Below are 21,626 nucleotides of genomic sequence, written 5' to 3'. Positions count from 1 at the left end.
AATGCCAAGCCTGCTACACTTTTTCGATGTTCATCGCACGCAAGCAAACCAAGGGGTCGCACGACCGGGGAGCCTGGCCCTGGCGGGCCTGATCCACGCAGGTTTGCTTGCCGTGGGCCGACGGGGCTGCTTTCAGCCCCCGCCCTCCGGCTCCATCGGCCGCCGCGCACACTGCGCCGCGTGCCATCCGCAGAATGCAGTCACCAGGCCGGCCCCCAGGCGCCGCGCCGGGCCGTGGAGGGCCCCAGCACGTGATCACCGAACTTGAATTCAAGAGCCTCGCCTCGCAAGGCTTCAACCGCATCCCGCTGATCGCCGAAGCGTTCGCCGATCTCGAAACCCCGCTGTCGCTCTACCTGAAGCTCGCGCATGGCAGCGGCAGCAGCAAGCACAGCTTCCTGCTCGAATCGGTGGTCGGTGGCGAACGCTTCGGCCGCTATTCGTTCATCGGCCTGCCGGCGCGCACGCAGTTGTGCGCCACCGGCTTTCGCACCGAGGTCGTCACCGACGGCCAGGTCGTCGAGACGCACGACGGCAATCCGCTCGATTTCATCGCCGGCTACCAGAAGCGCTTCAAGGTCGCGCTGCGCCCCGGGCTGCCGCGCTTCTGCGGCGGGCTGGCCGGCTACTTCGGCTACGACGCGGTGCGCTTCATCGAGCACAAGCTCGCGAAGACCGAGTTGCCCGGCGGGCTCGACACGCCCGACATCCTGCTGCTGCAGTGCGAGGAACTGGCGGTCATCGACAACCTGTCGGGCCGGCTCTACCTGATCGTCTACGCCGACCCGGGCCAGCCGGAGGCGTTCTTCAAGGCCAAGCGGCGCCTGGCCGAACTGGGCGACAAGCTGAAGTACAGCGTCACCGCGCCGCCGGTGCGCCGCGGCACCTCGCATGCGGTGGAACGGGAGTTCGCGAAAGAGGACTACCTCGCCGCGGTGCTGAAGGCCAAGGAGTACATCGCGGCCGGCGACATGATGCAGGTGCAGGTCGGCCAGCGGCTGAAGAAGCGCTACACCGAATCGCCGCTGAGCCTGTACCGCGCGCTGCGCTCGCTGAACCCGTCGCCGTACATGTACTTCTACGACATGGGCGATTTCCAGATCGTCGGCGCGTCACCCGAGATCCTGGTGCGCCAGGAGACCACGCCCGAGGGCGAGAAGGTCACGATCCGCCCGCTGGCCGGCACCCGCCCGCGCGGCGCGACGCCGGCACAGGACAAGGCGCTCGAGGCCGAGCTGAGCAGCGACCCGAAGGAACGCGCCGAGCACGTGATGCTGATCGACCTGGCGCGCAACGACATCGGCCGCATCGCGAAGACCGGCAGCGTGAAGGTGACCGAGGCCTTCACGGTCGAGCGCTATTCGCATGTGATGCACATCGTCAGCAACGTCGAGGGCCTGCTGAAGGACGGCATGACCAGCCTCGACGTGCTGCGCGCGACGTTCCCGGCCGGTACGCTGACCGGCGCGCCGAAGGTGCGGGCGATGGAGATCATCGACGAGCTCGAACCGGTGAAGCGCGGCATCTACGGCGGCGCCTGCGGCTACCTCAGCTTCGCCGGCGACATGGACGTCGCGATCGCGATCCGCACCGGCATCGTCAAGGACAACACGCTGTACGTGCAGGCCGCGGCCGGCGTGGTCGCCGATTCGGTGCCCGAGCTCGAATGGAAGGAGACCGAGGCCAAGGCCCGCGCGCTGATCCGCGCGGCCGAGCTGGTCGAGGAGGGCTTCTGATGGGCGCGCGTCGCATCGGCCTGGTCGGCGACCGCGACGACGACATCGCCGCGCACCGCGCGATCCCGATCGCACTGGGCCTGGCCGCCGAGCAGCTCCGGCAGCCGGTCGCATTCGACTGGCTGGCCAGCGATGCGTTGCCGGCGGACGACGCGCTTGCCGCGTACGACGGCCTGTGGTGCGTGCCGGGCAGCCCCTACCGCGACATGCGCGCGGTGCTGCGGGCGATCCGCGTTGCGCGCGAGCGCGGCATGCCCTTCCTCGGCACCTGCGGCGGCTTCCAGCATGCGGTGATCGAGTTTGCGCGAGACGTGCTGGGCTGGACCGATGCCGAGCATGCCGAGACCGCGCCGCAGGCGCAGCGTGCGGTGATCAGCGCGCTGGCCTGCTCGCTGGTCGAGGTGGGCCAGGACCTGCGCCTGGCGCCGGGCTCGCGCCTCGCGGCGGCCTATGGCGCCGCGACCGCGCACGAGGGCTACCGCTGCAACTACGGGCTCAACCCGGCGTTCGCCGCGCTGCTGACGCAGGGGCCGTTGCGCCCGACCGCGCACGACGAGAACGGCGAGGTCCGCGCGATCGAACTCGACGGCCATCCGTTCTTCGTCGGCACGCTGTTCCAGCCGGAGCGCGCCGCGCTGAAGGGCGTCGTGCCGCCGGTCGTCGCGGCCTTCGTGCGGGCGGTGGCGGTGCGCTGAATCAGCCGCCGGTCGGGCCCTGGTGGAACACCAGGTCCTCGACCGGTCGGCCGCCCACCAGGTGCTGCTCGATGATGCGGTCCATGTTGGCCGGCGTCACGTCGTAGTACCAGGTGCCGTCGGGCTGCACGCACATCACCGGGCCGCCCTTGCAGGCGGCGAAGCAGCTGACGCGGCTGCGCTTCACGCGCAGCTCGCCCTCGTGCAGGCCGGCGGCCTTGAACTTGTCGCCGAGGCTGTCGAACAGCGCCTGCGATTCGCCCTGCTGCGTGCAGCGCGGGCCGGTGCAGATCAGCAGGTGGCGGCGGTAGTCGCCGATCTTCGGCTTGGTCACTTCGTCGGTCATGGCGTGGCTCTCCTGGACTGTTGTGTTCTTCAGAACGTCGCGCGCATCGACACGCGGAAGGTGCGCGGCTCCATCGGATGCACCAGCCGGCCGTCGATGCCGGCGCCCCCGTTGCACGCGGGGCCGTCGGCCTTCGAGCACGCCGCCCCCCAGTACTCGATGTCGTATGCCTCGCGGTCGAACAGGTTCAGCACGTCGAGCGCGAACTGCAGCGACGGGTTCGCACGCCAGCCGGCCTTCAGGTTCGCGGTCCACAGCGACGACGAACGCTGCGTGCCGGTCTCCTCCAGCGCATAGCTGCCGATGTAGCGCCAGCGCAGCCCGCCGAACCACGCGCCGTGGTCGTCGGCGGCCAGCGCGAACGAGGCCGAGCGCGGGATCGCGTTCGGCACCTGCGTGCCGCTGCCCGGTTCTTCCTCCTGCTCGAAGCGCGCCCGCGACCAGGCCACGTCGGCGTCCAGCAGCAGCCAGCGGTTCAACTGCCAGTCGTTCGACCATTCGACACCGACCCGCTTCGACGCGCCCTTCGGCTCGGTCACGCCGGCATCGCCGACGAACACCAGCTCCGACGCCAGCTTCACCTGCCACAGCGACAGGCTGGTCGTCCAGCCCGGCAGCGGCACCGCGCGCAGGCCGATCTCGCGGCCGGTCGCGCGCACCAGCGCCGGCACCGGGTCGACGGCCGCCGTCACGCCGCGCACGTCGTTGCTGTGGAAGCCGCGGCCCCAGTTGGCATACAGCTCGGTGCGCGCGCCGTCGCCGAACGGGCCGAAGGCCAGCCCGAGCTTCGGGCTGAGCTGCGTCGCGCGGGCGCTGCCGCCATTCTGCAGGTTGTCGGCGCCGCCGGTCGGCATCACGTTCGCGCGCACGGTGTCGACGCGCAGGCCGAGGTCGCTGCGCAGCCACGGCTGCCACTGCGTGCGCGCCTCGGTATAGACGCCCAGCAGCGTCTCGCGCACCCGGTCTTCGCGCACGGTGGCCGTCCGCGCGCGGTTCACCGTGTCGTACAGGCCGAGCGTGCCGATGCGGTCGTGGCGCAGTTGCGCGCCCAGCGTCAGCTCGGTCTCGTGGCCGGCCGGCGCGATCAACCAGTGGCGCGCCAGCTGGCTGCCCCACACGGTGCGCTCGTCGGCCTGCTCATGCTGGTCGCCCTGCGGGCCGTTGAGGTAGCCCGATGGGTTGGAGAACAGGTTCAGCCCGTAGTCGATCACGTAGGCACTCGCCTGCGTGCGCGTGCTGCCGTCGCTGCCGGCCCAGTCGGCCGACAGGCTGTGGCGGTGCGTGCGGCCGCCGTCGCCCGGCACCAGTTCGCCGAAGCGGTCGATCTCGCCGCTCGAGATCGCGCGTGCGGGCACGTGCTCGGTGGCGGTCCATTCGGCGTGGTAGGCCATCGCGGTCAGCGCGTGGCCGTCGCGCGCCGTGCCTTCGGAGAGACGCAGCACGCCGTTGACCTTGCGCAGCCGCTCGGGCTGCTGCCACGGGCCGTCGTGGGTCGCGCCCTCGAAGGCGGCCAGCAGCGTCGGGCCGTCCTCACCCCACTGCCGGCTGCCCGCGGCCAGCAGGCGGCGGAAGTCGTGCGCGCCGACGCTCAGGTCGACCATCGGCGCCGGCAGCGCGCGCTGGTACTCGATGCGGGCTGAGCCGGTGGTCGCGAAGTCGCCGTCCTCGGCCGCGTAGACGCCCTTGCGGTAGCGCATCGCGCCGATCAGCTCGGGAATCAGGAAGTTCAGGTCCATGTACCCCTGGCCGTGCGCATGGCTGGCCATGTTGACCGGCATGCCGTTGACGAAGCTCGCGAAGTCGCTGCCGTGGTCCAGGTTGAAGCCGCGCAGGAAATACTGGTTGGCCTTGCCGTCGCCGCTGTGCTGCGTGACGGTCATGCCGGGCACCGTCTCCAGCACCTCGGCCGGGCGCAGCAGCGGCCGGTTCGCGAGCTGCTGCGCGCTGACCTTGCCTTCGGTGGCCGAATCGGCGACGCCGATCAGGTCCTGCCCGCGGCCGACGATGGTGACGCCGGGCAGCGCAGAGGCCAACTCCTCGGCCAAGGCCGGGGCAGGGGTGAAGAAGTTCATCGCCAGGGCCGTGGCGGCCAGGGCGGGGGGCAGCTTGCGCTGTTGCATCGTTGAAAGACCCGTCGCTGCATGGCATCCGCATTCCCGCAGATGCCGTGCGTGGTGTTCGCCGCCGCCCGCGGGCGGCGGCCCCTCACGCCAGGCCGGTATCCGGACTTGCGAGCCGGGACCTGTCGGTCTCGAACGCGTCGCCTTCCCGGGCCGATGGGCCCAGTGGCTGGCAGCCGTGAACCGCCTTGACGCATTTGCGCTCGCACACCGTTGCGGGTGCAGTCGGGGCATCGAACCCCGTTCCCGTTTGACCCGCGGCGCGGTGAACGCCGCAGGCACCTGGTCGTGTCTGCCGCGCGGGGGCCATCGGCTCGCCCCCGCGCGGGTCTCAGCCCTCCCCCTCGTCGGTCGTCGTTGTGGTGGTGGCGGCCGGCTCGACCGGCTCGGCCAGCGTGGCGGCCAGGTAGTCGGCCGGCAGCCCGTGCAGCCGCGCCAGGTCGGCGAGGGTGTGGCCTTCGGCGAGCTGCGCGTGCAAGGTGTCGAGCCAGCCCAGCAGCCCGGTGCTCAGCGAGCGGCCGGCGCGTTCGCCGTCGCGCGTCTCGTTGCCTTGCTCGATGTCGTACTTGTTCGCGTAGCCGCGCGGCGTGACCATCAGCCCGTCGCGAATGAAGGTGTGGCTGTTGCCGATCAGCACCGTGCTCAGCATGCCGATCTCGCTGTCGGCCATCGTGGCGAGCGTCGTGAACTCGATGCGCTCGCGGCGCCGGTACGCGCTCTTGACGACGGCCACCGGCGTGTCGGGCCGGCGGTGCCGCAGGAACAGCCGCTGCGCCTCGACGATCTGCCGCGTGCGGCGACCGCTCTTCGGGTTGTACAGCGCGACGACGAAGTCGGCCTGTGCGGCCGCATCGAGCCGGCGCGCGATCACCGGCCACGGCGTCAGCAAATCGCTCAGCGAGATCGAGCAGAAGTCGTGCGTCAGCGGTGCACCGACGCGGGCCGCGCAGGCGTTGATCGCCGACGCGCCGGGCACCACCTCGACCTGCACCTCGTCGGCCGGCGTCCACCCGGCCTGGAACAGCACCTCGTAGGTCGGCCCGGCCATGCCGTAGACACCGGCATCGCCCGACGAGATCAGCGCGACCTTCTTGCCGGCGCGGGCTGCATCGAGCGCGCTGACGGCGCGGTCGAGCTCTTCGGTCATGCCCTTGCGCACGACCTCCTTGCCTTCGAGCAGGTCGGCGACCAGCTTGATGTAGGTGACGTAGCCGACGACGACGTCGGCCTCGGCGATCGCATCGCGGGCGCGCTGCGTCATGTGCTCGACGCTGCCGGGGCCGATGCCGACCAAGGTGATTTTTCCACTCATGCCAGGCTCCCGGTGGATTGCGCCGCGGTGCCGGCCGATCGATCGAGCAAGGGCGCGAGCCAGCGCTTGAACACCGGCCCGGCCACGACGCCCATCGACAGCCAGAACAACGACGCTGACACGTGCGTCGCGAGCACGAAGTCGTGGCCGAGCTGCTGCAGGCGCTGATGGGCCTCGCCGCTGAACGCGCCGAGCGGGTCGCCGATCAGCTGCGGCGCGCCGATCACGAACGGCAGTGCGAGCCACGCCGCGGCCGCTGGCCAGCGCCAGGGCTTGCGGCCGAACGCGACCAGCGCGCAGGCCGACAGCGCGCTGCCTGCCGCCACGAGCCACCACAGCTGGCGCAGCCGCAGGTCGGCCGCCTCGGTGCCCGGCACTTCGGCCGGCAGCCCGAGCGACGGCCACAGGTGCAGGCTGAGCCAGCCGATCGCGGCGACCGCCGCGGCGAGCTGCCACGTGCCGGCCGACAGCCCGCGCTGCCAGGCCCAGGCGCCCATCGCGACGAACACCAGCAGCGCGAGCGCGAACGCATTCAGCAGGTTGGCGATCCAGGTCCAGGCGCTGCGCTCGACGCCGTCGGCCGGCGTCCAGTCGACCTCGTGGTGGTGCGCATGCGTGGCGTCTTCCGGCGTGTGCGCGTGGGCTGCCGGCACGGTCGCCTTCTGCACCTCGAATGCTTCGGCCGCGAGGATGATCGGCACCGCCTGCCAGCGTTGCACGGCCCACTGCAGGCTGCCCACCGCCACGGCGACGAGCAGCGCACACCACACCAGGCGTCGGAACAGCATCATCGGCTCCCGCTCAGTGGCACGGACGGCCAGTGGCATGGCGCACGTCGTGCGCCGCGTTGTGCGCGAGCGGGCTCTCGGCGAACGCGACGCCGTACAGCAGCACGACACCGAGCAGTGCGGCAGACGCCAGCTGGCGAATCACGCCGCGCGAGGCGGCGACGGGCAGGGCGATCGAAGCTTGCAGGGTTTGCGGGTTCATGGGTTCTCCTTGGGTTGACGTGATGACAGCGAAATGGGGAGTCAGCGGCAGCGGGCGACCGAGACGGTGGCGTGGCGACCGTCGTCGCCGCGCAGGATGTGTTTCTCGACCAGGAGCGAACTGGCCGGTGCCGCGCCGGCCGCCAGCAGTGCGGCGGCCTCGCTGACCGACGGCGTGCCGGTGTAGCGGCGCACCGTCTCCGACGGATTCGGCACCGGCACCTCGGCCAGCTCGCTGGCGTCGTAGAAGTGCAGCGACCAGCCGCGTTGCGACGCGAGGTCGAGCAGCCCGCGCTCGTCGGATTTCAGCGTGATGCTGGCCACCGCCGCGACATCGGCGAGCGCCGCGCCGGCCAGCGCCAGCGCCTCGCCGACGGCGCGCGACAGCGTCTCGACCGGCGTGCCGCGGTCGCAGCCGAGCCCGAGTGCGACCCTCATGCGGCGGCCTCGTCGGCCGGCGGGCGGTAGACGACCAGGCGCTCGTTCAGCTGCTGCCACAGCGCGTCGTCGACGGTGCGCCGCGTGACCCACAGCACCGCCTTGAAGCGCGCGAGGTCGACGTCTTCGAAGCGCTCGAAGCGGTGGATGCTGGCCGGCAGCGGCGTCGGCCGCGTCCACCAGTGCGGGCTGCCGGCCTCCTGCACGAAGGCGATCGGCTCGCCGTTGACGACATGGGCCGAGACCCGGGTGATGTTGAGCTTCGGCGCCTCGACCTGCCAGCCGAGGTGGCGCCCGAGGATGTCGACCGGGATGGTCTTGCCGACGTCGGACGCCGTGGTCAGCACCGGCGTCGCGCCGAGCAATGCCGCGACCTGTTCGGCGCAGGCGTTGGCGCCGCCGACGTGGCCCGACAGCACCGGGATGACGAATTGGCCGGCATCGTCGACGACGGTGATGCCGGGGTCCTCGTCCTTCGACTTCAGGTGCGGTGCGATCAGCCGCACGACGGCGCCGAGCGACACGAAGAAGATCAGCTGGTCGTAGGCGGCGAACAGCGGGCCGATCTCGTCGCGCAATGCGGCGGTGTAGGCGCGCTGCGGGTTCGCGAGGCCGGCGAAGGCGGCGGCGAATTTCTCGGCGCAGACGATGTGGGCGTGCGGCAGTTGCGCCGCCAGTTGCGCGGCCTGCGCGGCGCCGTGCTTCGTGATGGCAACGATGGCCATGCGGGGATCAGTCATCGGAAGTCTCCGGGCTCGTCTTCTTCAGGCATCCGCGGATGCGTTCGCCACGGATGCGCAGGTGGCTGTGCACCAGCATCAGCGACAGGTAGCTGACCTTCTGGCCGCGCAGCGACAGCATCTCGGCGCCGCGCAACACGCGTTCGTCGGGTGCGCCGCAGCGTTCGATGAAGGCGGCACCGTGCAGCAGCTCGCGTCGCTGCAGCCAGTCCAGCAGGTCCTCGATCAGCGGCTTCACCTTCATCAGCACGAGCGTGTCGAACTCCGGCAGCAAGCGGTCGAGCGCGCTGACGCCGTAGGCCGCAGGCACGACGGCGATGGTGTCGTCCTGCTCGCCGAGCGGCTGGCCGAGCGCGGCCGCGGCGGCGTTGAAGGCGTTCACGCCGGCCAGGGTGTCGACCGCGATGCGCTCGTCGCGCGCCTTCACGGTGCGCGCCAGGTGCCCGAAGGTCGCGTAGGTGCTCGCATCGCCCTCGACCAGGAACAGCACGTCGCGCCCGGCCTGCAGCATCGGCAGCACGGTGTCGGCCGCGCGGTGCCAGCTGCGCAGCAGCTTTTCCTCGTCGTGCGTCATCGGGAACAGCAGCGGCAGGTGCTCGGCCGGCGGCGAGAGTTCGGCGCGCGCGACGATGTTGAACGCGTAGCTCGGCGTCTTCGTGCTGCGGGTCGGGTAGGTCCACACGGTGTCGCGGCGTTCCAGCTGCGCCCACGCGGCGCGTGTGATCAGGCCCGGATCGCCCGGCCCGAGGCTGACGCCGATCAGTCGACCGACGATCATGTGGAAGCCCTTCGCGCGCACACCACCCACACCGGGTTCTCTGCGGCGAGCCGGTGCATGTGCAGGATCGGCTTGCTGCGCGAGGCCTGCAGCATCACGACGTCCCAGTCGGCGCCGAGTTCGGTCAGCGTGGCCGTCGCGGTGCCCAGGTTCTCGATCGTCACGAAGTTCATCACCAGTTGCCCGCCGAGGCGCAGCCGCCGCAGGCACAGCGCGACCAGCTCGGCCAGCTCGCCGCCGGAGCCGCCGATGAACACCGCGTCCGGGTCGGCCCAGCCGTCCAGCCCCTGCGGCGCCTTGCCCTGCACCAGCGTGTGGTTGCCGACGCCCATCGCGGCGCGGTTGCGGCCGGCGATCGCGACGTCGTCGTCGTTCTTCTCGATCGCGTACACATGGCCGGCCGGGCACAGCCGCGCCGCCTCCAGGCCGACCGCGCCGGAGCCGGCGCCGATGTCCCAGACGATGCTGTCGTCGCGCAATTGCATGCGCGCGAGCGACACCGCGCGCACCTCCAGCTTCGTGATCAGGCCCTTGTCGGGATGGCGCTGCTCGTAGCTCGCGTCCGGCAGCCCGAAGCGCACCGGCGCGGCCCGCGCCGACTGGCGCCACAGCAGCACGACGTTCGGGTCGGCGAAGCGGGCCTGTGCCGCGTCGGCGATCGACACCCCGGTGACGATGCGCTCGCCGGGCTGCAGCAGCCGCTCGGCGACCGCGATCTGGAAGTCGTCGGCCAAACCCTCGGCCAGCATCATCCGCGCGATGCGGTCGGGCGTGTTGTCGGGGCTGGTCAGCACCGCGAGCCGCGCGTGGCGGCGCAGCGACTGCGCCAGCGCGTACAGCCCGTGCGACGGCGCGGCGCCGGGGCCCGGCCATTCGCCGGCGTCCTTCGCATGGATGCTCTCGATCTTCAGGTCCTGCCACACCAGCCCGACGCGCGCACAGGCGAGCTGGATGGTCGACAGGTTGGGCAGCACCTCGATCGCGTCCAGGCACAACTGCATGCCGAGGTAGCCGGCAATGCCATGGCACAGCGGATCGCCGGTGGCCAGCACCACGCAGCGCTTGCCGGCCGCCTGCGCCTGGCGGATGTCTTCGGCCACCGCGGCCAGGCCGCCGATCGTGCGGCGCTCGGCCTCGGGTTGGATGCGCGCTTCGAGCAGCGCCAGCGTGCGCTTGCCGCCGATCACCAGGTCGGCATCGGCCAGTGCCTGCAGGGCCGCGGCGCCGAGGCTGGCGGCGCCGTCGTCGAGCACGCCGACGATGCGGCAGCGCGGCGGGCGCAGGTCGGAAACGGAGGTCGAATCATTCATGAGAGGTCGCCTCGGCGAGTTTCTTGCCGTCGAAGTCGCAGACCAGCACGTCGAGGCGGAAGCGGTTCGGGTAGCGGCCCATCACCGTACGGACGACCTGGCGGGCGAGCGCGGTGTGGAACGCATCGATCAGGCCCAGCACCGCCATGCGCTCGGCGGCGAAGCGCGCGGTCTCGGCCGCGGCGATGGCGGCGCATTCGTCGGGCGGTGCGCCGATGCTGGCGGCGATCGCGGCCAGCAGGTCGGTGTCGACCTCGGCACGGTTCGCATGCGTGATGGTCTCGCCCTGCGCGATCTTGGTCAGCTTGCCGACCATGCCGCCGATCACGACGCGGCGCAGCTTCGCCTTCACCGCGGCGTCGAGTGCATAGCGCAGGAAGTCGCCCATCTGCACGAAGCAGGGCTCGGGCAGGCCGGGCAGTTCGGCCATCGCGAACTTCTCGGTGCGCCCGCCGGTGGTCAGCACCACGGTGTCGCTGCCGGTGGTGGCCGCCACCTCGACGCCCTGCACCACGCTCGCGCGGTACGCCGCGGTGCTGTACGGCTTCACGATGCCGGTGGTGCCGAGGATCGAGATGCCGCCGAGGATGCCGAGCCGCGCGTTCAGCGTCTTCTTCGCCATCTCCAGGCCCTGCGGCACCGAGATCGTGACCTGCAGGCCGTCGCTCGCGAGCAGCGCGGTGCCGGCCTCGCGCACGTTGTCCTCGATGTTGCGGCGCGGCACCGGGTTGATCGCCGGCCCGCCGACCGCGAGGCCGAGCCCGGCCATCGTCACGGTGCCGACGCCGAAGCCGCCGAGCAGCACCACCTCGCCGGCCGCGCCGGGCAGGCGCAGCACGTCGGCGGTCAGGTGCGCCTTGTCGGTGCAGTCGGGGTCGTCGCCGGCGTCCTTGATCACCATCGCATGCGCGCTGCGGCCGTCGCACAGGCCGTCGTTGACGTCGAAGCGCACGCGCTGGCCGTTCGGCAGCAGCGCCTCGACCGTCGGCGGCACCATGCCGTCCAGCAGCCCCAGCACCGCCGCGCGCGCGGCCGCAGCCGAACACGCACCGGTCGTGAAACCGGTGCGGGTGCCGCGCTTGACGGTCTTTTCCATCATCGGGCGGGGACCCCCGGTGCATGCTCCGGCGTCGCCTCGGCGAGGCTGAGAAGCGCGTGGATCGCCGCGACGACCAGCGTCGAGCCGCCCTTGCGGCCGCGGATCACGATCCACGGCACGTCGTCGACCTGCGCCATCAGCGCCTTCGATTCGGCGGCCGAGACGAAACCGACCGGCATGCCGACGACCAGCGCCGGGCGCGCGCCTTCTTCATGGATCAGCCGCACCAGTTCGATCAGCGCGGTCGGTGCGTTGCCGATGCCGACGATCGCGTCGTCGAGCAGCCCGAGCCGGTGCGCCTTGCGCATCGCCTGTACCGCGCGCGTCGTGTCGTCGGCCTTGGCTTGCGCGATCACGTCGGCATCGGCGATGAACTGGTGCGCTTGCATGCCAAAGTGCGCCAGGCGCGGCGCCGACAGGCCGACGCAGATCATCTCGACATCGGCGACCACCCGCGAACGGCCGGACAGGATCGCGTGGATGCCGGCGGTCACCGCGCGCGGGTGGAAGGCGGTGAGCCCGTTGAAGTCGAAGTCGGCGTTCGCATGGATCATGCGGCGCACGATCGGCCACTGGTGCGGCGCGTAGTCGTGCGGGCCGACCTCGCGGTCGATCACCGCGAAGCTGTCGTGCTCGATCGCGCGGCCGGCGCGCGTCAGCTGTTCAGTGACCGTGTTCGGCGTGGGCATGGGCGTGGTCGTGGTCGTGGTCGTGCGGATGGGCGTGCCCGTGGGCGTGTTCATGTCCGTGATCGTGGTGATGCGCCTCCCAGTGCGCCGCCTCCGCGCTGACCGGCACCGCCGCCAGCGCGCCGTGCATCAGCGCGTCGACGCGCCCGGCCAGCAGCTGCGCGATCTCCGGCTCGAAGCCGAAGTGCGTGCCGCTCGCGAAGCGCACCTGCGGGTACTGCGTGCGTAGGTGCTCGACCTGCCGGCCGATGCGCTGGATCAGCGTGCCGGTGAAGAGGTAGTACGGCAGCACGATCACCTGCCGCATGCCCAGCTGCACCTGGCGCTGCACGACGCGTTCGAGCCGCGGCCACGCGATGCCGGTGAAGGCCAGGTCGACCAGCTCGTGGTCGCCGTCCTCGAACAGCCAGCGCGCCATCCGCGCCATTTCGCCATTGGCCTCGCGGTTCGACGATCCGCGGCCGAGCAGCACGACGCCGGTGCCGGTCGGGTCGGGCATGTCGAGCGCGTGCATGCACTGCTTCAGCTGGCGGCGCAGCACCGCGAGCACCGGCTCGCAGACGCCCAGGTGCGGCGCGTAGTCGAAGCGCACGCCGGCATGGCGCAGCCGGGCACGCGCGATGTGCGACGGGATCTCGACGTTGACGTGGCCAGCCGCGTTCAGGATCAGCGGCACGACGATCACGCGCTGCGAGCCGGCGGCCGCGCGGTCCAGGCCTTCCTCGACCTCGATCTCGGCGAACTCGATGAAGCACAGCTCGGTGCGCCACTGTGGATGGCGCGCGCGCCACAGGTGCGTGAAGCGCTCGATCTCGTCGTTGCCGCTCTTCTCGCGCGAGCCGTGGCCGACCAGCAGGATGGTGTCGTTCATGGGGGGGGCGTCCCTCGTCGGAAACGGTGGGTGAAGGCGGCGTCGTAGAGCTTCGATTTCGTCAGCTCGGCCCAGCCGCGCGCGCCGAGCGCCGGGCTCGCGATCACCATCGCCTGGCTGACGATGCCGGCTTCGCGGCACTGCTGCTTGATGGTCGCCAGCGTGCCGCGCACGATGCGTTCTTCGCCGGGCCAGCTGGCCTTGTGCACCACCAGCATCGGCGCGTCGTCCGGCCAGCCGGCGTCGCGCAGCCCGGCCTCGATCCTGTGGAGCAGCGTGATCGACAGGAAGATGCACAGCGTGCAGCGGTGCGCCGCCAGCTCGGCCAGCGACTCGCCGGGCGGCATCGGCGTGCGGCCTTCGACCCGGGTGAAGATCACCGTCTGCGTGACCTCGGGCAGCGTGAAGCTCTCGACCGCGGCCGCCGCCGACGCCATCGCCGACGACACGCCCGGCACCACCGCGATCGGGATGCCGGCGGCGTCGAGCGGCTGCACCAGTTCGATCAGCGTGCCGTACAGCGCCGGGTCGCCGGTCTGCAGGCGCACGACGGTGCCGCAACGCGCGGCCTGGTCCGTCAGCCACGCGACCATCTGCTCGTGCGTCATGTCCTTGCTGTCGGCGACCACGCAGCCGGGCGGCGCCCAGCGGGTGGCGGCCTCGTTGACCAGCGAGCCGGCGAACAGGATCGCGCCGGCGCGCTCGATCAGCCCGCGGCCCTTCACGGTGATCAGCTCGGGGTCGCCGGGGCCGGCGCCGACGAACCAGACGCGACCGGGCAGGGCGCTCATCGCGTGAACAGGCGTGCGACGGCCTGGGGGTTGGACGGGAAATAGGCGTGGAAGTACGAGGCCGTCAGCCGGCCGCTGCGGTACACCGCCTCGCCGCGCCGGCCGGCGCGCAGCGGCTGCGTGGTGCACAGCGGCGCCATCGGCGATTCGAGCCGCGAGTAGTGGAAGCTGTGGCCGCGCAGCGTGCCTTCGGGCAGCGCGGCCTCGTGCAGGCCGATGCTGGCCAGCCGCGTCTGCATCGCCGCATGGCCCGGCAGCAGCCCGGCCATCGCGGCGCGCCGGCCCTGCACGTCGGTCAGCGCCTGCAGCAGCAGCAACAGCCCGCCGCATTCAGCCAGCATCGGCGTGCCGGCGGCATGGTGGTCGCGCAACGCCTGGTGCATGAAGCGGTTGGCGGCCAGCGCGTCCAGGTGCAGCTCGGGGTAGCCGCCGGGCAGCCAGATCGCGTCGCACGGCGGCGGCGCGCTGTCGTGCAGCGGCGAGAAGAACACGAGGCTGGCGCCCATCGCCTGCAGCAGCGCGAGGTTGGCGGTGTAGAGGAACGAGAACGCGGTGTCGCGTGCGATGGCAATGCGCACGCCGTGCAGCAGCGGTTCGACGGGTTCCGCGCTGCCGGGTTCGAAGCTGACCGCGGGCGGCAGTTCGCCGGCATCGGGGCCGAGCGCATCGGCGGCGCGGTCGAGGCGGGCGTCGAGGTCGTCGAGTTCGCTCGCCTGCACCAGGCCGAGGTGGCGTTCGGGCAGCGCGATCTGCTCGTCGCGCGGCAACGCGCCCCACCAGCGCAGCGCGGCGGGCAGGCTGTCGCGCAACAGGCCGGCGTGGCTGTCGCCGGCGGCACGGTTGGCCAGCACGCCGGCCATCGACAGGCCGTCGCGGTAGCTCGCGAGGCCGAGCGCGATCGCGCCGAAGGTCTGCGCCATCGCGCTGCCGTCGATCACCGCCAGCACCGGCAGGCCGAAGCGCAGCGCGAGGTCGGCGGTCGACGGCGTGCCGTCGTGCAGGCCCATCACCCCTTCGACGAGGACCAGGTCGGCCTGCTGCGCGGCCTCGTGCAGCAGCGCGCGGCAATGCGCCTCGCCGCCCATCCACAGGTCGAGCTGGTGGACCGGGGCGCCTGACGCGCGGGCGAGCACCATCGGGTCGAGGAAATCGGGGCCGGCCTTGAAGATCCGCACGCGGCGGCCGCGCCGGGCGTGCAGTCGCGCGAGCGCCGCGGTGACGCTGGTCTTGCCCTGGCCCGAGGCCGGCGCGGACACCAGCAGGGCAGGGCAGCGCACGGGGCGCAGCTCAGGGACTTCCATGGAACGGACAACTCGCAACAGACCGGCCGTCGCCCTGCTTCCCCGCAGGGTTTCGTGAACAGGCGTGCGCCGCGTTGCCGCGAGCGCGCACCCACTGGGTTGGCCGGTCTCCGGGCTGGCGGACATCTTCCGTGCACCCTTCCCATCGGCACGGGGCCGACAGTGGGTGATTCGCACGGGAGCGCTCTCCGGGGAGGGCGTCCGCTTACCGTTGCGGGGGCAGCTCAGGTTGGATCCGCCCCGACTGGGCTCGTCTTCCTGATTCCCGTTTCACTGCCGCAGCCGGACGGCCGCGGCGAGCACCAACGTGGGCGGCATGATACCCGCGTGTCTTCCCTGATCCATGCCGCGCAGCCATAATGCGGCTCCATGGTCTCCACGCGTTCATTCACAGCGACGCTCCGCGGTTGGCGTTGGCGCAAGCCAACGACCTGAACCCACCTCATGGCGCCTGCGCGGGCGCCCCAGTCTTCCGCCGCGCCCCTGCCCGCCCACGCGATCCACCGCCGTCGGCCGGCACCCGCCCCGAACCCACTGAATCCAGAGGCCCGAGCACATGCTGCTGATGATCGACAACTACGACTCCTTCACCTTCAACCTGGTGCAGTACTTCGCCGAGCTCGGCGAGGACGTGCGCGTGTTCCGCAACGACGAGATCACGCTCGACGGCATCCGCGAACTGAAGCCCGACCAGCTGGTGCTGTCGCCCGGGCCGTGCTCGCCGGCCGAGGCCGGCATCTGCGTCGACGCGATCCGCGAGTTCACCGGCAAGATGCCGATCCTCGGCGTCTGCCTCGGGCACCAGGCGATCGGCGCCGCGCTGGGTGGCCACATCATCCGCGCGAAGACGCAGATGCACGGCAAGACCGACGTCATCACCACCGACAAGCGCGGCGTGTACACCGAGCTGCCGCAGCAGTTCACCGTGATCCGCTACCACTCGCTGGTGATCGAGCGAGAGACGCTGCCGGCCGAGCTGGAGGTCACGTCGACCTCGCAGGACGACGAGATCATGGGCGTGCGCCACACCGCGCTGGCCGGCACGAAGACGCCGCTGGAAGGCGTGCAGTTCCACCCCGAATCCATCCTCACCGAACACGGGCACGCGATGCTGAAGAACTTCCTGGAGTTGCGTGCATGAGGCGGGCCGAGCGCCGGGTCGTTCCCAAGCCGGCCCGCATCCCCTCGGGGGATCGGGCGATGTACTCATCGACCGAGGGGTTGTCATGAACGTTGTCGATCTTCGCAGCGACACGATCACGCGGCCGACACCGGCCATGCGGGAAGCCATGGCGAAGGCCGAGGTCGGCGACGACGTCTTCGGCGACGACCCGACCGTCAACGCGCTGCAGGAGCGCATCGCCGCGCTGCTGGGCAAGGAGGCCGCGCTGTTCGTGCCGACCGGCACGCAGAGCAACCTGGTCGGCATGATGACCCACTGCGGCCGCGGCGACGAGTACATCGTCGGCCAGATGGCCCACACCTACCGCTGGGAAGGCGGCGGGGCCGCGGTGCTCGGCAGCGTGCAGCCGCAGCCGCTCGAGCACCAGCCCGACGGCACGCTGGCGCTCGCCGACATCGAAGCCGCGATCAAGCCCGACGATGCGCACTTCGCGCGGTCGCGGCTGCTGTGCCTCGAGAACACGCTCGGCGGCAAGGTGCTGCCGCAGGCCTACCTGGCCGATGCGACCGGCCTCGCGCGCCGGCGTGGCCTCGCGACCCACCTCGACGGTGCGCGGCTCTTCAATGCCGCGGTGAAGCAGGGCATCGCCGCGCGCGAGATCGCGGCGCACTTCGACAGCGTGTCGGTCTGCTTCTCGAAGGGCCTGGGCGCGCCGGTCGGCTCGGCGCTGGTCGGCTCGAAGGCCTTCATCCACGGCGCGCACCGCTGGCGCAAGATGCTCGGCGGCGGCATGCGCCAGTCCGGCGTGCTGGCGGCCGCGGTGCTGCATGCGCTCGACCACCACGTCGAGCGCCTCGCCGACGACCACGCGCTCGCGCAGCGCCTGGCCGCCGGCCTGCGCGACGTGCCGGGCGTGGCGGTCGAGCCGCCGCAGACCAACATCGTGTTCGTCGACGTGCAGGGCCCGAAGGCCGCCGGCCTGATCGACCACCTGAAGTCGCGCGGCGTGCTCGCCACCGGGCTGTACCGGCTGCGCTTCGTCACGCACCTCGACGTCGATGCCGCCGGCGTCGACCGCGCGATCGCCGCGGTGCGCGAGCACATGAACGCCTGATTCATCGAGAGACGAACCATGTCCATCAGCAACACCGAAGCCCTGGCCCGCGTCATCGACCACCGCGAGATCTTCCACGACGAGATGCTGACGCTGATGCGCCGCATCATGAGCGGCGAGATGTCGCCGGTGATGATCGCCGCGCTGTCGATGGGGCTGCGCGTCAAGAAGGAAACCATCGGCGAGATCGCCGCCGCCGCGCAGGTGATGCGCGAGTTCGCGACGCCGGTGGTGGTGGCCGACACGACGCACCTGGTCGACCTGTGCGGCACCGGCGGCGATGCGGCGCACACCTTCAACATCTCGACCGCGGCGATGTTCGTCGCGGCGGCGGCCGGTGCGCGCATCGCGAAGCACGGCGGGCGCAGCGTCTCGTCGAGCTCCGGCAGCGCCGACGTGCTGGAAGCCTTTGGCGCCAACGTCGACCTGAATGCCACGCAGGTCGCGCAGTGCCTGCAGGAAAGCGGCATCGGCTTCATGTTCGCGCCGAACCACCATGCGTCGATGAAGCATGCCGGCCCGGTGCGCAAGGAGCTCGGCGTGCGCACGATCTTCAACATCCTCGGCCCGCTGACCAACCCGGCCGGCGCGCCGAACCAGCTGATGGGAGTGTTCCACGCCGACCTGGTCGGCATCCAGGTGCGGGTGCTGCAGCGCCTCGGCTCGGAGCACGTGATGGTGGTCTACGGCATGAACGGCATGGACGAGATCTCGCTGTCCGGCGAGACGCTGGTCGGCGAGCTGAAGAACGGCGAGGTGCGCGAGTACGTCGTGCACCCGAGCGACTTCGGCATGCCGGTCTACGACACCCGCGTGCTGAAGGTGGCCGACAGGGCCGAGTCGGTGCAGTGCATCCAGCGCGCGTTCGCGAACGAAGACGGGCCGGTGCGCGACATCGTGCTGCTGAACGCCGGCGCGGCGCTGTACTGCGCGAACGTTGCGTCGTCGGTCAGCGACGGCGTGCGGATGGCGCGCGAGGCGGTGGCCTCGGGCAAGGCGCTGGCCAAGCTGAGCCAGTTCGTCGCGGTGACCAACCGGTTCAAGACGGCATGAGCGACATCCTGGACAAGATCGTCGCGGTGAAACGCGACGAGATCGCGGCGGCACGCAAGCTGCACGACGAAGCCTCCTTGCGGCGCGAGGCCGAGTCGCTGGGCGGGCTGCGCGACTTCACGCAGGCGCTGCGCGACAAGATCGCCGCCGGCTCGGCCGCGGTGATCGCCGAGGTGAAGAAGGCGAGCCCCAGCAAGGGCGTGCTGCGCGAGCATTTCGTGCCGGCCGAGATTGCCGCGAGTTACGAGAAGCACGGCGCGGCCTGCCTCAGCGTGCTGACCGACCGACAGTTCTTCCAGGGTTCGGTCGACTACCTGAAGGCGGCCCGCGCGGCCTGCGCGCTGCCGGTGCTGCGCAAGGATTTCATGGTCGACGCCTACCAGGTGTTCGAGGCGCGCGCGATGGGGGCCGACTGCATCCTGCTGATCGCCGCCAGCCTCGACGATGCGCAGATGGCCGACCTCGAAGCCCAGGCGCAGGCGCTCGGCATGTCGGTGCTGGTCGAGGTGCACGACGGCGCCGAACTCGATCGCGCGCTGCGCCTGAAGACGCCGCTGGTCGGCATCAACAACCGCAACCTGCGGACCTTCGAGGTCACGCTCGACACCACGATCGGCCTGTTGAAGCGGGTGCCCGGCGACCGGCTGCTGGTGACCGAGAGCGGCATCCTCGCGCGCGCCGATGTGCAGCGCATGCGCGACGCGAACGTGCACGCCTTCCTGGTCGGCGAGGCCTTCATGCGGGCGCCTGATCCGGGCGCGGCGCTGGCCGAGCTGTTCCGGTGAATTCGGCGTCGCTGACGACGCCGCTGGCGCAGCTGCTCGACGCGGTGCCGGCCGGTTGGCGCGAGCTGCTGCAGCCGTGGCGCGAATCGGCCGCGGGGCGGGGCCTGGTCGATTTCGTCGACCGGCGCGTCGCCGACGGGGCGGTGGTCTACCCGCCCGAGCCGCTGCGCGCGCTCGAGCTGACCGCGCTGGCCGACGTGCGGGTGCTGGTCCTCGGCCAGGACCCGTACCACGGCCCGGGCCAGGCGCACGGACTCGCGTTCTCGGTGCCGGCGGGTATCGCGCTGCCGCCGAGCCTGCGCAACATCTTCAAGGAACTGGTGCGCGACCTGGGCACGGCGCCGGCGACCGGCGACCTGTCCGGCTGGGCCACGCAGGGCGTGCTGCTGCTGAACACGACGCTGACCGTCGAGCAGGCCGCGCCTGCCAGCCATGCGCGCCATGGCTGGGAGCCGCTGACCGAGCGCATCGTCGCGGCGGTCGCGGGTCGGCGCCGGCCCTGCGTCTACCTGCTGTGGGGGGCGCATGCGCAGCAGTTCGCCGCCTTGATCCGCGACACCGGTGGCCCCGACGCGCTGGTGCTGGCGTCGAACCATCCGTCGCCGCTGTCGGCGCGCCGCCCGCCGGTGCCCTTCATCGGCAACGGGCACTTCGGTGCCGCGCAGCGGCACCTGCAGGCGCACGGCGGCCCGATCGACTGGAGCCGGTGAGGCTCCAGCGGCTCGGCGTCAGTTGAAGTAGTAGCTGATGTAGAAGCCGACGTGGCTGCCATCGTATTCCGGCGCGGTCGAGTAGCCCTTGAGCGTGAACTTCTCGTGCACCGCGCGCAGCTTCAGCGCGATCGCGCGCGTCATGAAGTACTCGCCTTCGATCACGGCGCCGGTCGACGAGTCGAATTCGACGTTGCCGACGTCGAGTGCGCCGCTGGACGAGAACTTCGCGTTCTGCGACCAGCGCAGCCCGCCGCCGATCCGCCATTGGTCGTTCAGGTCCCAGTGGCCCAGCACCTCGACCGGGTAGCGGTCGAAGGTCTTGCGGCCGTCGTCGCCATGGCGCGTCTCGCCGCGAACCGTCTGGAAGTGGTAGCCGACGCTGATCTGGGCCGAGAACGGGCTGTCGAAATGCACGTCGACGCCGGCCTTCACGTCGACCAGGCCACCGGCGCGGATCGTCGTGCTGTAGCCGTCCTCGAACTCGACCGAATCGAGCTTGTCGCCGCCCCAGGTCAGGCCGAGGCCGACGAAGGGGCGCAGCCGCACGCCGGGGCCGCTGTTGTTGTTGAACGTGTTGTCGGATTGGGCCTGGGCAGCGGCCGACAGCGCGAGCAGCGCGGCGGCCAGAACAATCTTCTTCATGGGGTCTCTCCTCCGTGTCACCCGCGAAAATGCTGGGGCGGGCGCGATTATCCCGGCCCTGGACGACCGCCGCGAGGCCGTTTTTTGCGGCCTCGGTTTGTCAGGGGCCTCAACTCGATGTATAGTCCCGAGTTCGCCGCGGAGGGGTGCCCGAGTGGCTAAAGGGGGCAGACTGTAAATCTGTTGGCTTACGCCTACGCTGGTTCGAATCCAGCCTCCTCCACCACGGCGAAACATATTCGGTAAGTTGCTAGAAGCAGGTTGCTAGAGCTTCTTAGGACGTTGTTGCAAGACCGTTCCGGTGCGGGCCTCGATGGGGGGTCGGCTGGGGCGGGTGGGGCTCCCGGGCGGGAGTAGTTCAATGGTAGAACCCTAGCCTTCCAAGCTAATGACGCGGGTTCGATTCCCGTCTCCCGCTCCAGAACGTTGCAAGAGAAGCTTGTTGCAATGGAAGTGTCGTCAGAGGCTTGACTGCCAGAGGTTGTCAGCCCTGTGTCGACGAGGCACAAGAGACCTGCCCATGTGGCTCAGTGGTAGAGCACTCCCTTGGTAAGGGAGAGGTCGCGCGTTCGATCCGCGCCATGGGCACCAGTTTTCCCGGTACTGTTTTCAGCACTGTCAATCTCGACCGCTAGGAGCGCGAAAAATGGCAAAAGGCAAATTCGAGCGGACCAAGCCGCACGTGAACGTTGGCACGATTGGTCACGTGGACCATGGGAAGACGACGCTGACGGCGGCGATCACGACGGTGCTGTCGGCGAAGTTCGGCGGCGAGGCGAAGGCGTATGACCAGATCGATGCGGCGCCGGAAGAGAAGGCGCGCGGGATCACGATCAACACCGCGCACGTCGAGTACGAGACGGCGAACCGCCACTACGCGCACGTGGACTGCCCGGGGCACGCGGACTACGTGAAGAACATGATCACGGGTGCGGCGCAGATGGACGGCGCGATCCTGGTGGTGTCGGCGGCAGACGGCCC

General features: G+C 70.8%; 23 protein-coding genes, 3 tRNA genes and 2 riboswitches. Of the genes, 11 read left to right on the top strand and 15 right to left on the bottom strand.

From position 1 onward, the window contains the following. Nucleotides 1-251 precede the first annotated feature (251 nt). Together trpE and FHT26_RS28610 are read left to right on the top strand one after the other, a co-directional pair. Nucleotides 252-1,736 carry an anthranilate synthase component I gene (gene trpE / locus FHT26_RS28615; protein WP_168563476.1) on the top strand — a complete coding sequence of 495 codons (1,485 nt, stop codon included), beginning with the start codon at nucleotides 252-254 and terminating at the stop codon, nucleotides 1,734-1,736. Then, nucleotides 1,736-2,431 (top strand): CTP synthase C-terminal region-related (seleno)protein, encoded by a 696-nt coding sequence (locus tag FHT26_RS28610; protein ID WP_168563475.1) that lies wholly within the window; start codon nucleotides 1,736-1,738, stop codon nucleotides 2,429-2,431. Before trpE ends, FHT26_RS28610 begins: the two co-directional genes overlap by 1 nt. A gap of 1 nt (nucleotide 2,432) precedes the next feature. On the opposite strand, the gene FHT26_RS28605 is transcribed toward FHT26_RS28610, so the two are convergent. From FHT26_RS28605 to FHT26_RS28540, 14 genes are all read right to left on the bottom strand, one after another. Then, nucleotides 2,433-2,777, bottom strand: coding sequence for a (2Fe-2S) ferredoxin domain-containing protein (locus FHT26_RS28605; protein ID WP_168563474.1), 345 nt, complete (start codon nucleotides 2,775-2,777; stop codon nucleotides 2,433-2,435). A gap of 29 nt (nucleotides 2,778-2,806) precedes the next feature. Next, nucleotides 2,807-4,849, bottom strand: coding sequence for a TonB-dependent receptor (locus FHT26_RS28600; protein ID WP_210427650.1), 2,043 nt, complete (start codon nucleotides 4,847-4,849; stop codon nucleotides 2,807-2,809). 138 nt (nucleotides 4,850-4,987) lie between these two features. Beyond that, a riboswitch (cobalamin riboswitch) is annotated at nucleotides 4,988-5,183 on the bottom strand. A 45-nt stretch (nucleotides 5,184-5,228) separates the two neighbouring features. Beyond that, nucleotides 5,229-6,209, bottom strand: coding sequence for a precorrin-3B C(17)-methyltransferase (cobJ, locus tag FHT26_RS28595; RefSeq protein ID WP_168563472.1), 981 nt, complete (start codon nucleotides 6,207-6,209; stop codon nucleotides 5,229-5,231). Then, nucleotides 6,206-6,997, bottom strand: a complete 792-nt coding sequence (locus FHT26_RS28590; protein WP_168563471.1) for a CbtA family protein — start codon at nucleotides 6,995-6,997, stop codon at nucleotides 6,206-6,208. The genes cobJ and FHT26_RS28590 overlap by 4 nt, the downstream gene beginning before the upstream one ends. Before the next feature lie 13 nt (nucleotides 6,998-7,010). Next, on the bottom strand, nucleotides 7,011-7,199 hold the full coding sequence (locus FHT26_RS28585; protein WP_168563470.1) for a CbtB domain-containing protein: 189 nt from the start codon (nucleotides 7,197-7,199) through the stop codon (nucleotides 7,011-7,013). Between the two features lie 41 nt (nucleotides 7,200-7,240). Further along, nucleotides 7,241-7,636 (bottom strand): cobalamin biosynthesis protein, encoded by a 396-nt coding sequence (locus tag FHT26_RS28580; protein ID WP_168563469.1) that lies wholly within the window; start codon nucleotides 7,634-7,636, stop codon nucleotides 7,241-7,243. Next, entirely contained in the window at nucleotides 7,633-8,376 is a 744-nt protein-coding gene (locus FHT26_RS28575; RefSeq protein ID WP_168563468.1) for a cobalamin biosynthesis central domain-containing protein, read from the bottom strand. The genes FHT26_RS28580 and FHT26_RS28575 overlap by 4 nt, the downstream gene beginning before the upstream one ends. Next, entirely contained in the window at nucleotides 8,369-9,154 is a 786-nt protein-coding gene (cobI, locus tag FHT26_RS28570; RefSeq protein ID WP_168563467.1) for a precorrin-2 C(20)-methyltransferase, read from the bottom strand. The genes FHT26_RS28575 and cobI overlap by 8 nt, the downstream gene beginning before the upstream one ends. Further along, on the bottom strand, nucleotides 9,151-10,464 hold the full coding sequence (cbiE, locus tag FHT26_RS28565; protein WP_168563466.1) for a precorrin-6y C5,15-methyltransferase (decarboxylating) subunit CbiE: 1,314 nt from the start codon (nucleotides 10,462-10,464) through the stop codon (nucleotides 9,151-9,153). Before cbiE ends, cobI begins: the two co-directional genes overlap by 4 nt. Then, entirely contained in the window at nucleotides 10,457-11,563 is a 1,107-nt protein-coding gene (locus tag FHT26_RS28560; protein WP_168563465.1) for a cobalt-precorrin-5B (C(1))-methyltransferase, read from the bottom strand. Before FHT26_RS28560 ends, cbiE begins: the two co-directional genes overlap by 8 nt. Beyond that, entirely contained in the window at nucleotides 11,560-12,252 is a 693-nt protein-coding gene (locus FHT26_RS28555) for a precorrin-8X methylmutase (RefSeq protein ID WP_168563464.1), read from the bottom strand. Before FHT26_RS28555 ends, FHT26_RS28560 begins: the two co-directional genes overlap by 4 nt. After that, nucleotides 12,227-13,123, bottom strand: coding sequence for a sirohydrochlorin chelatase (locus FHT26_RS28550; protein WP_168563463.1), 897 nt, complete (start codon nucleotides 13,121-13,123; stop codon nucleotides 12,227-12,229). The genes FHT26_RS28555 and FHT26_RS28550 overlap by 26 nt, the downstream gene beginning before the upstream one ends. Continuing rightward, a complete protein-coding gene (cobM, locus tag FHT26_RS28545; protein WP_168563462.1) occupies nucleotides 13,120-13,914 on the bottom strand; it encodes a precorrin-4 C(11)-methyltransferase in 795 nt (264 codons plus the stop codon). The genes FHT26_RS28550 and cobM overlap by 4 nt, the downstream gene beginning before the upstream one ends. After that, nucleotides 13,911-15,215: a cobyrinic acid a,c-diamide synthase CobB gene (locus tag FHT26_RS28540; protein ID WP_168563461.1), complete on the bottom strand. Its 1,305-nt coding sequence runs from the start codon at nucleotides 15,213-15,215 to the stop codon at nucleotides 13,911-13,913. The genes cobM and FHT26_RS28540 overlap by 4 nt, the downstream gene beginning before the upstream one ends. Before the next feature lie 84 nt (nucleotides 15,216-15,299). Next, a riboswitch (cobalamin riboswitch) is annotated at nucleotides 15,300-15,537 on the bottom strand. A 234-nt stretch (nucleotides 15,538-15,771) separates the two neighbouring features. On the opposite strand from FHT26_RS28540, the gene FHT26_RS28535 reads away from it, so the two are divergent. From FHT26_RS28535 to FHT26_RS28515, 5 genes are all read left to right on the top strand, one after another. Continuing rightward, entirely contained in the window at nucleotides 15,772-16,356 is a 585-nt protein-coding gene (locus FHT26_RS28535) for an anthranilate synthase component II (protein ID WP_168563460.1), read from the top strand. Between the two features lie 85 nt (nucleotides 16,357-16,441). Continuing rightward, a complete protein-coding gene (gene ltaE, locus FHT26_RS28530; protein ID WP_168563459.1) occupies nucleotides 16,442-17,452 on the top strand; it encodes a low-specificity L-threonine aldolase in 1,011 nt (336 codons plus the stop codon). A gap of 18 nt (nucleotides 17,453-17,470) precedes the next feature. Next, entirely contained in the window at nucleotides 17,471-18,505 is a 1,035-nt protein-coding gene (gene trpD / locus FHT26_RS28525) for an anthranilate phosphoribosyltransferase (protein ID WP_168563458.1), read from the top strand. Further along, on the top strand, nucleotides 18,502-19,290 hold the full coding sequence (gene trpC / locus FHT26_RS28520; RefSeq protein WP_168563457.1) for an indole-3-glycerol phosphate synthase TrpC: 789 nt from the start codon (nucleotides 18,502-18,504) through the stop codon (nucleotides 19,288-19,290). The genes trpD and trpC overlap by 4 nt, the downstream gene beginning before the upstream one ends. After that, a complete protein-coding gene (locus FHT26_RS28515) occupies nucleotides 19,287-20,000 on the top strand; it encodes a uracil-DNA glycosylase (RefSeq protein WP_349238238.1) in 714 nt (237 codons plus the stop codon). The genes trpC and FHT26_RS28515 overlap by 4 nt, the downstream gene beginning before the upstream one ends. Nucleotides 20,001-20,018: 18 nt before the next feature. Here the strand turns inward: FHT26_RS28515 and FHT26_RS28510 are convergent, their stop codons facing one another. Then, nucleotides 20,019-20,645: an outer membrane beta-barrel protein gene (locus FHT26_RS28510; protein ID WP_168563456.1), complete on the bottom strand. Its 627-nt coding sequence runs from the start codon at nucleotides 20,643-20,645 to the stop codon at nucleotides 20,019-20,021. A gap of 140 nt (nucleotides 20,646-20,785) precedes the next feature. Here FHT26_RS28510 and FHT26_RS28505 point away from each other — a divergent pair. From FHT26_RS28505 to FHT26_RS28490, 4 genes are all read left to right on the top strand, one after another. Next, nucleotides 20,786-20,871: transfer RNA gene (locus FHT26_RS28505), tRNA-Tyr, on the top strand. Between the two features lie 121 nt (nucleotides 20,872-20,992). Continuing rightward, nucleotides 20,993-21,066, top strand: a tRNA-Gly gene (locus FHT26_RS28500). A gap of 95 nt (nucleotides 21,067-21,161) precedes the next feature. After that, nucleotides 21,162-21,236, top strand: a tRNA-Thr gene (locus FHT26_RS28495). Nucleotides 21,237-21,291: 55 nt separating this feature from the next. After that, the coding region (locus FHT26_RS28490) for a GTP-binding protein (RefSeq protein ID WP_210427649.1) at nucleotides 21,292-21,626 on the top strand (335 nt) is incomplete at its 3' end.

Origin of the sequence: Rhizobacter sp. SG703 (assembly GCF_012275445.1) — a bacterium.
GTDB lineage: Bacteria > Pseudomonadota > Gammaproteobacteria > Burkholderiales > Burkholderiaceae_C > Rhizobacter.
This window is presented reverse-complemented; position numbering and strand designations above follow the sequence as displayed.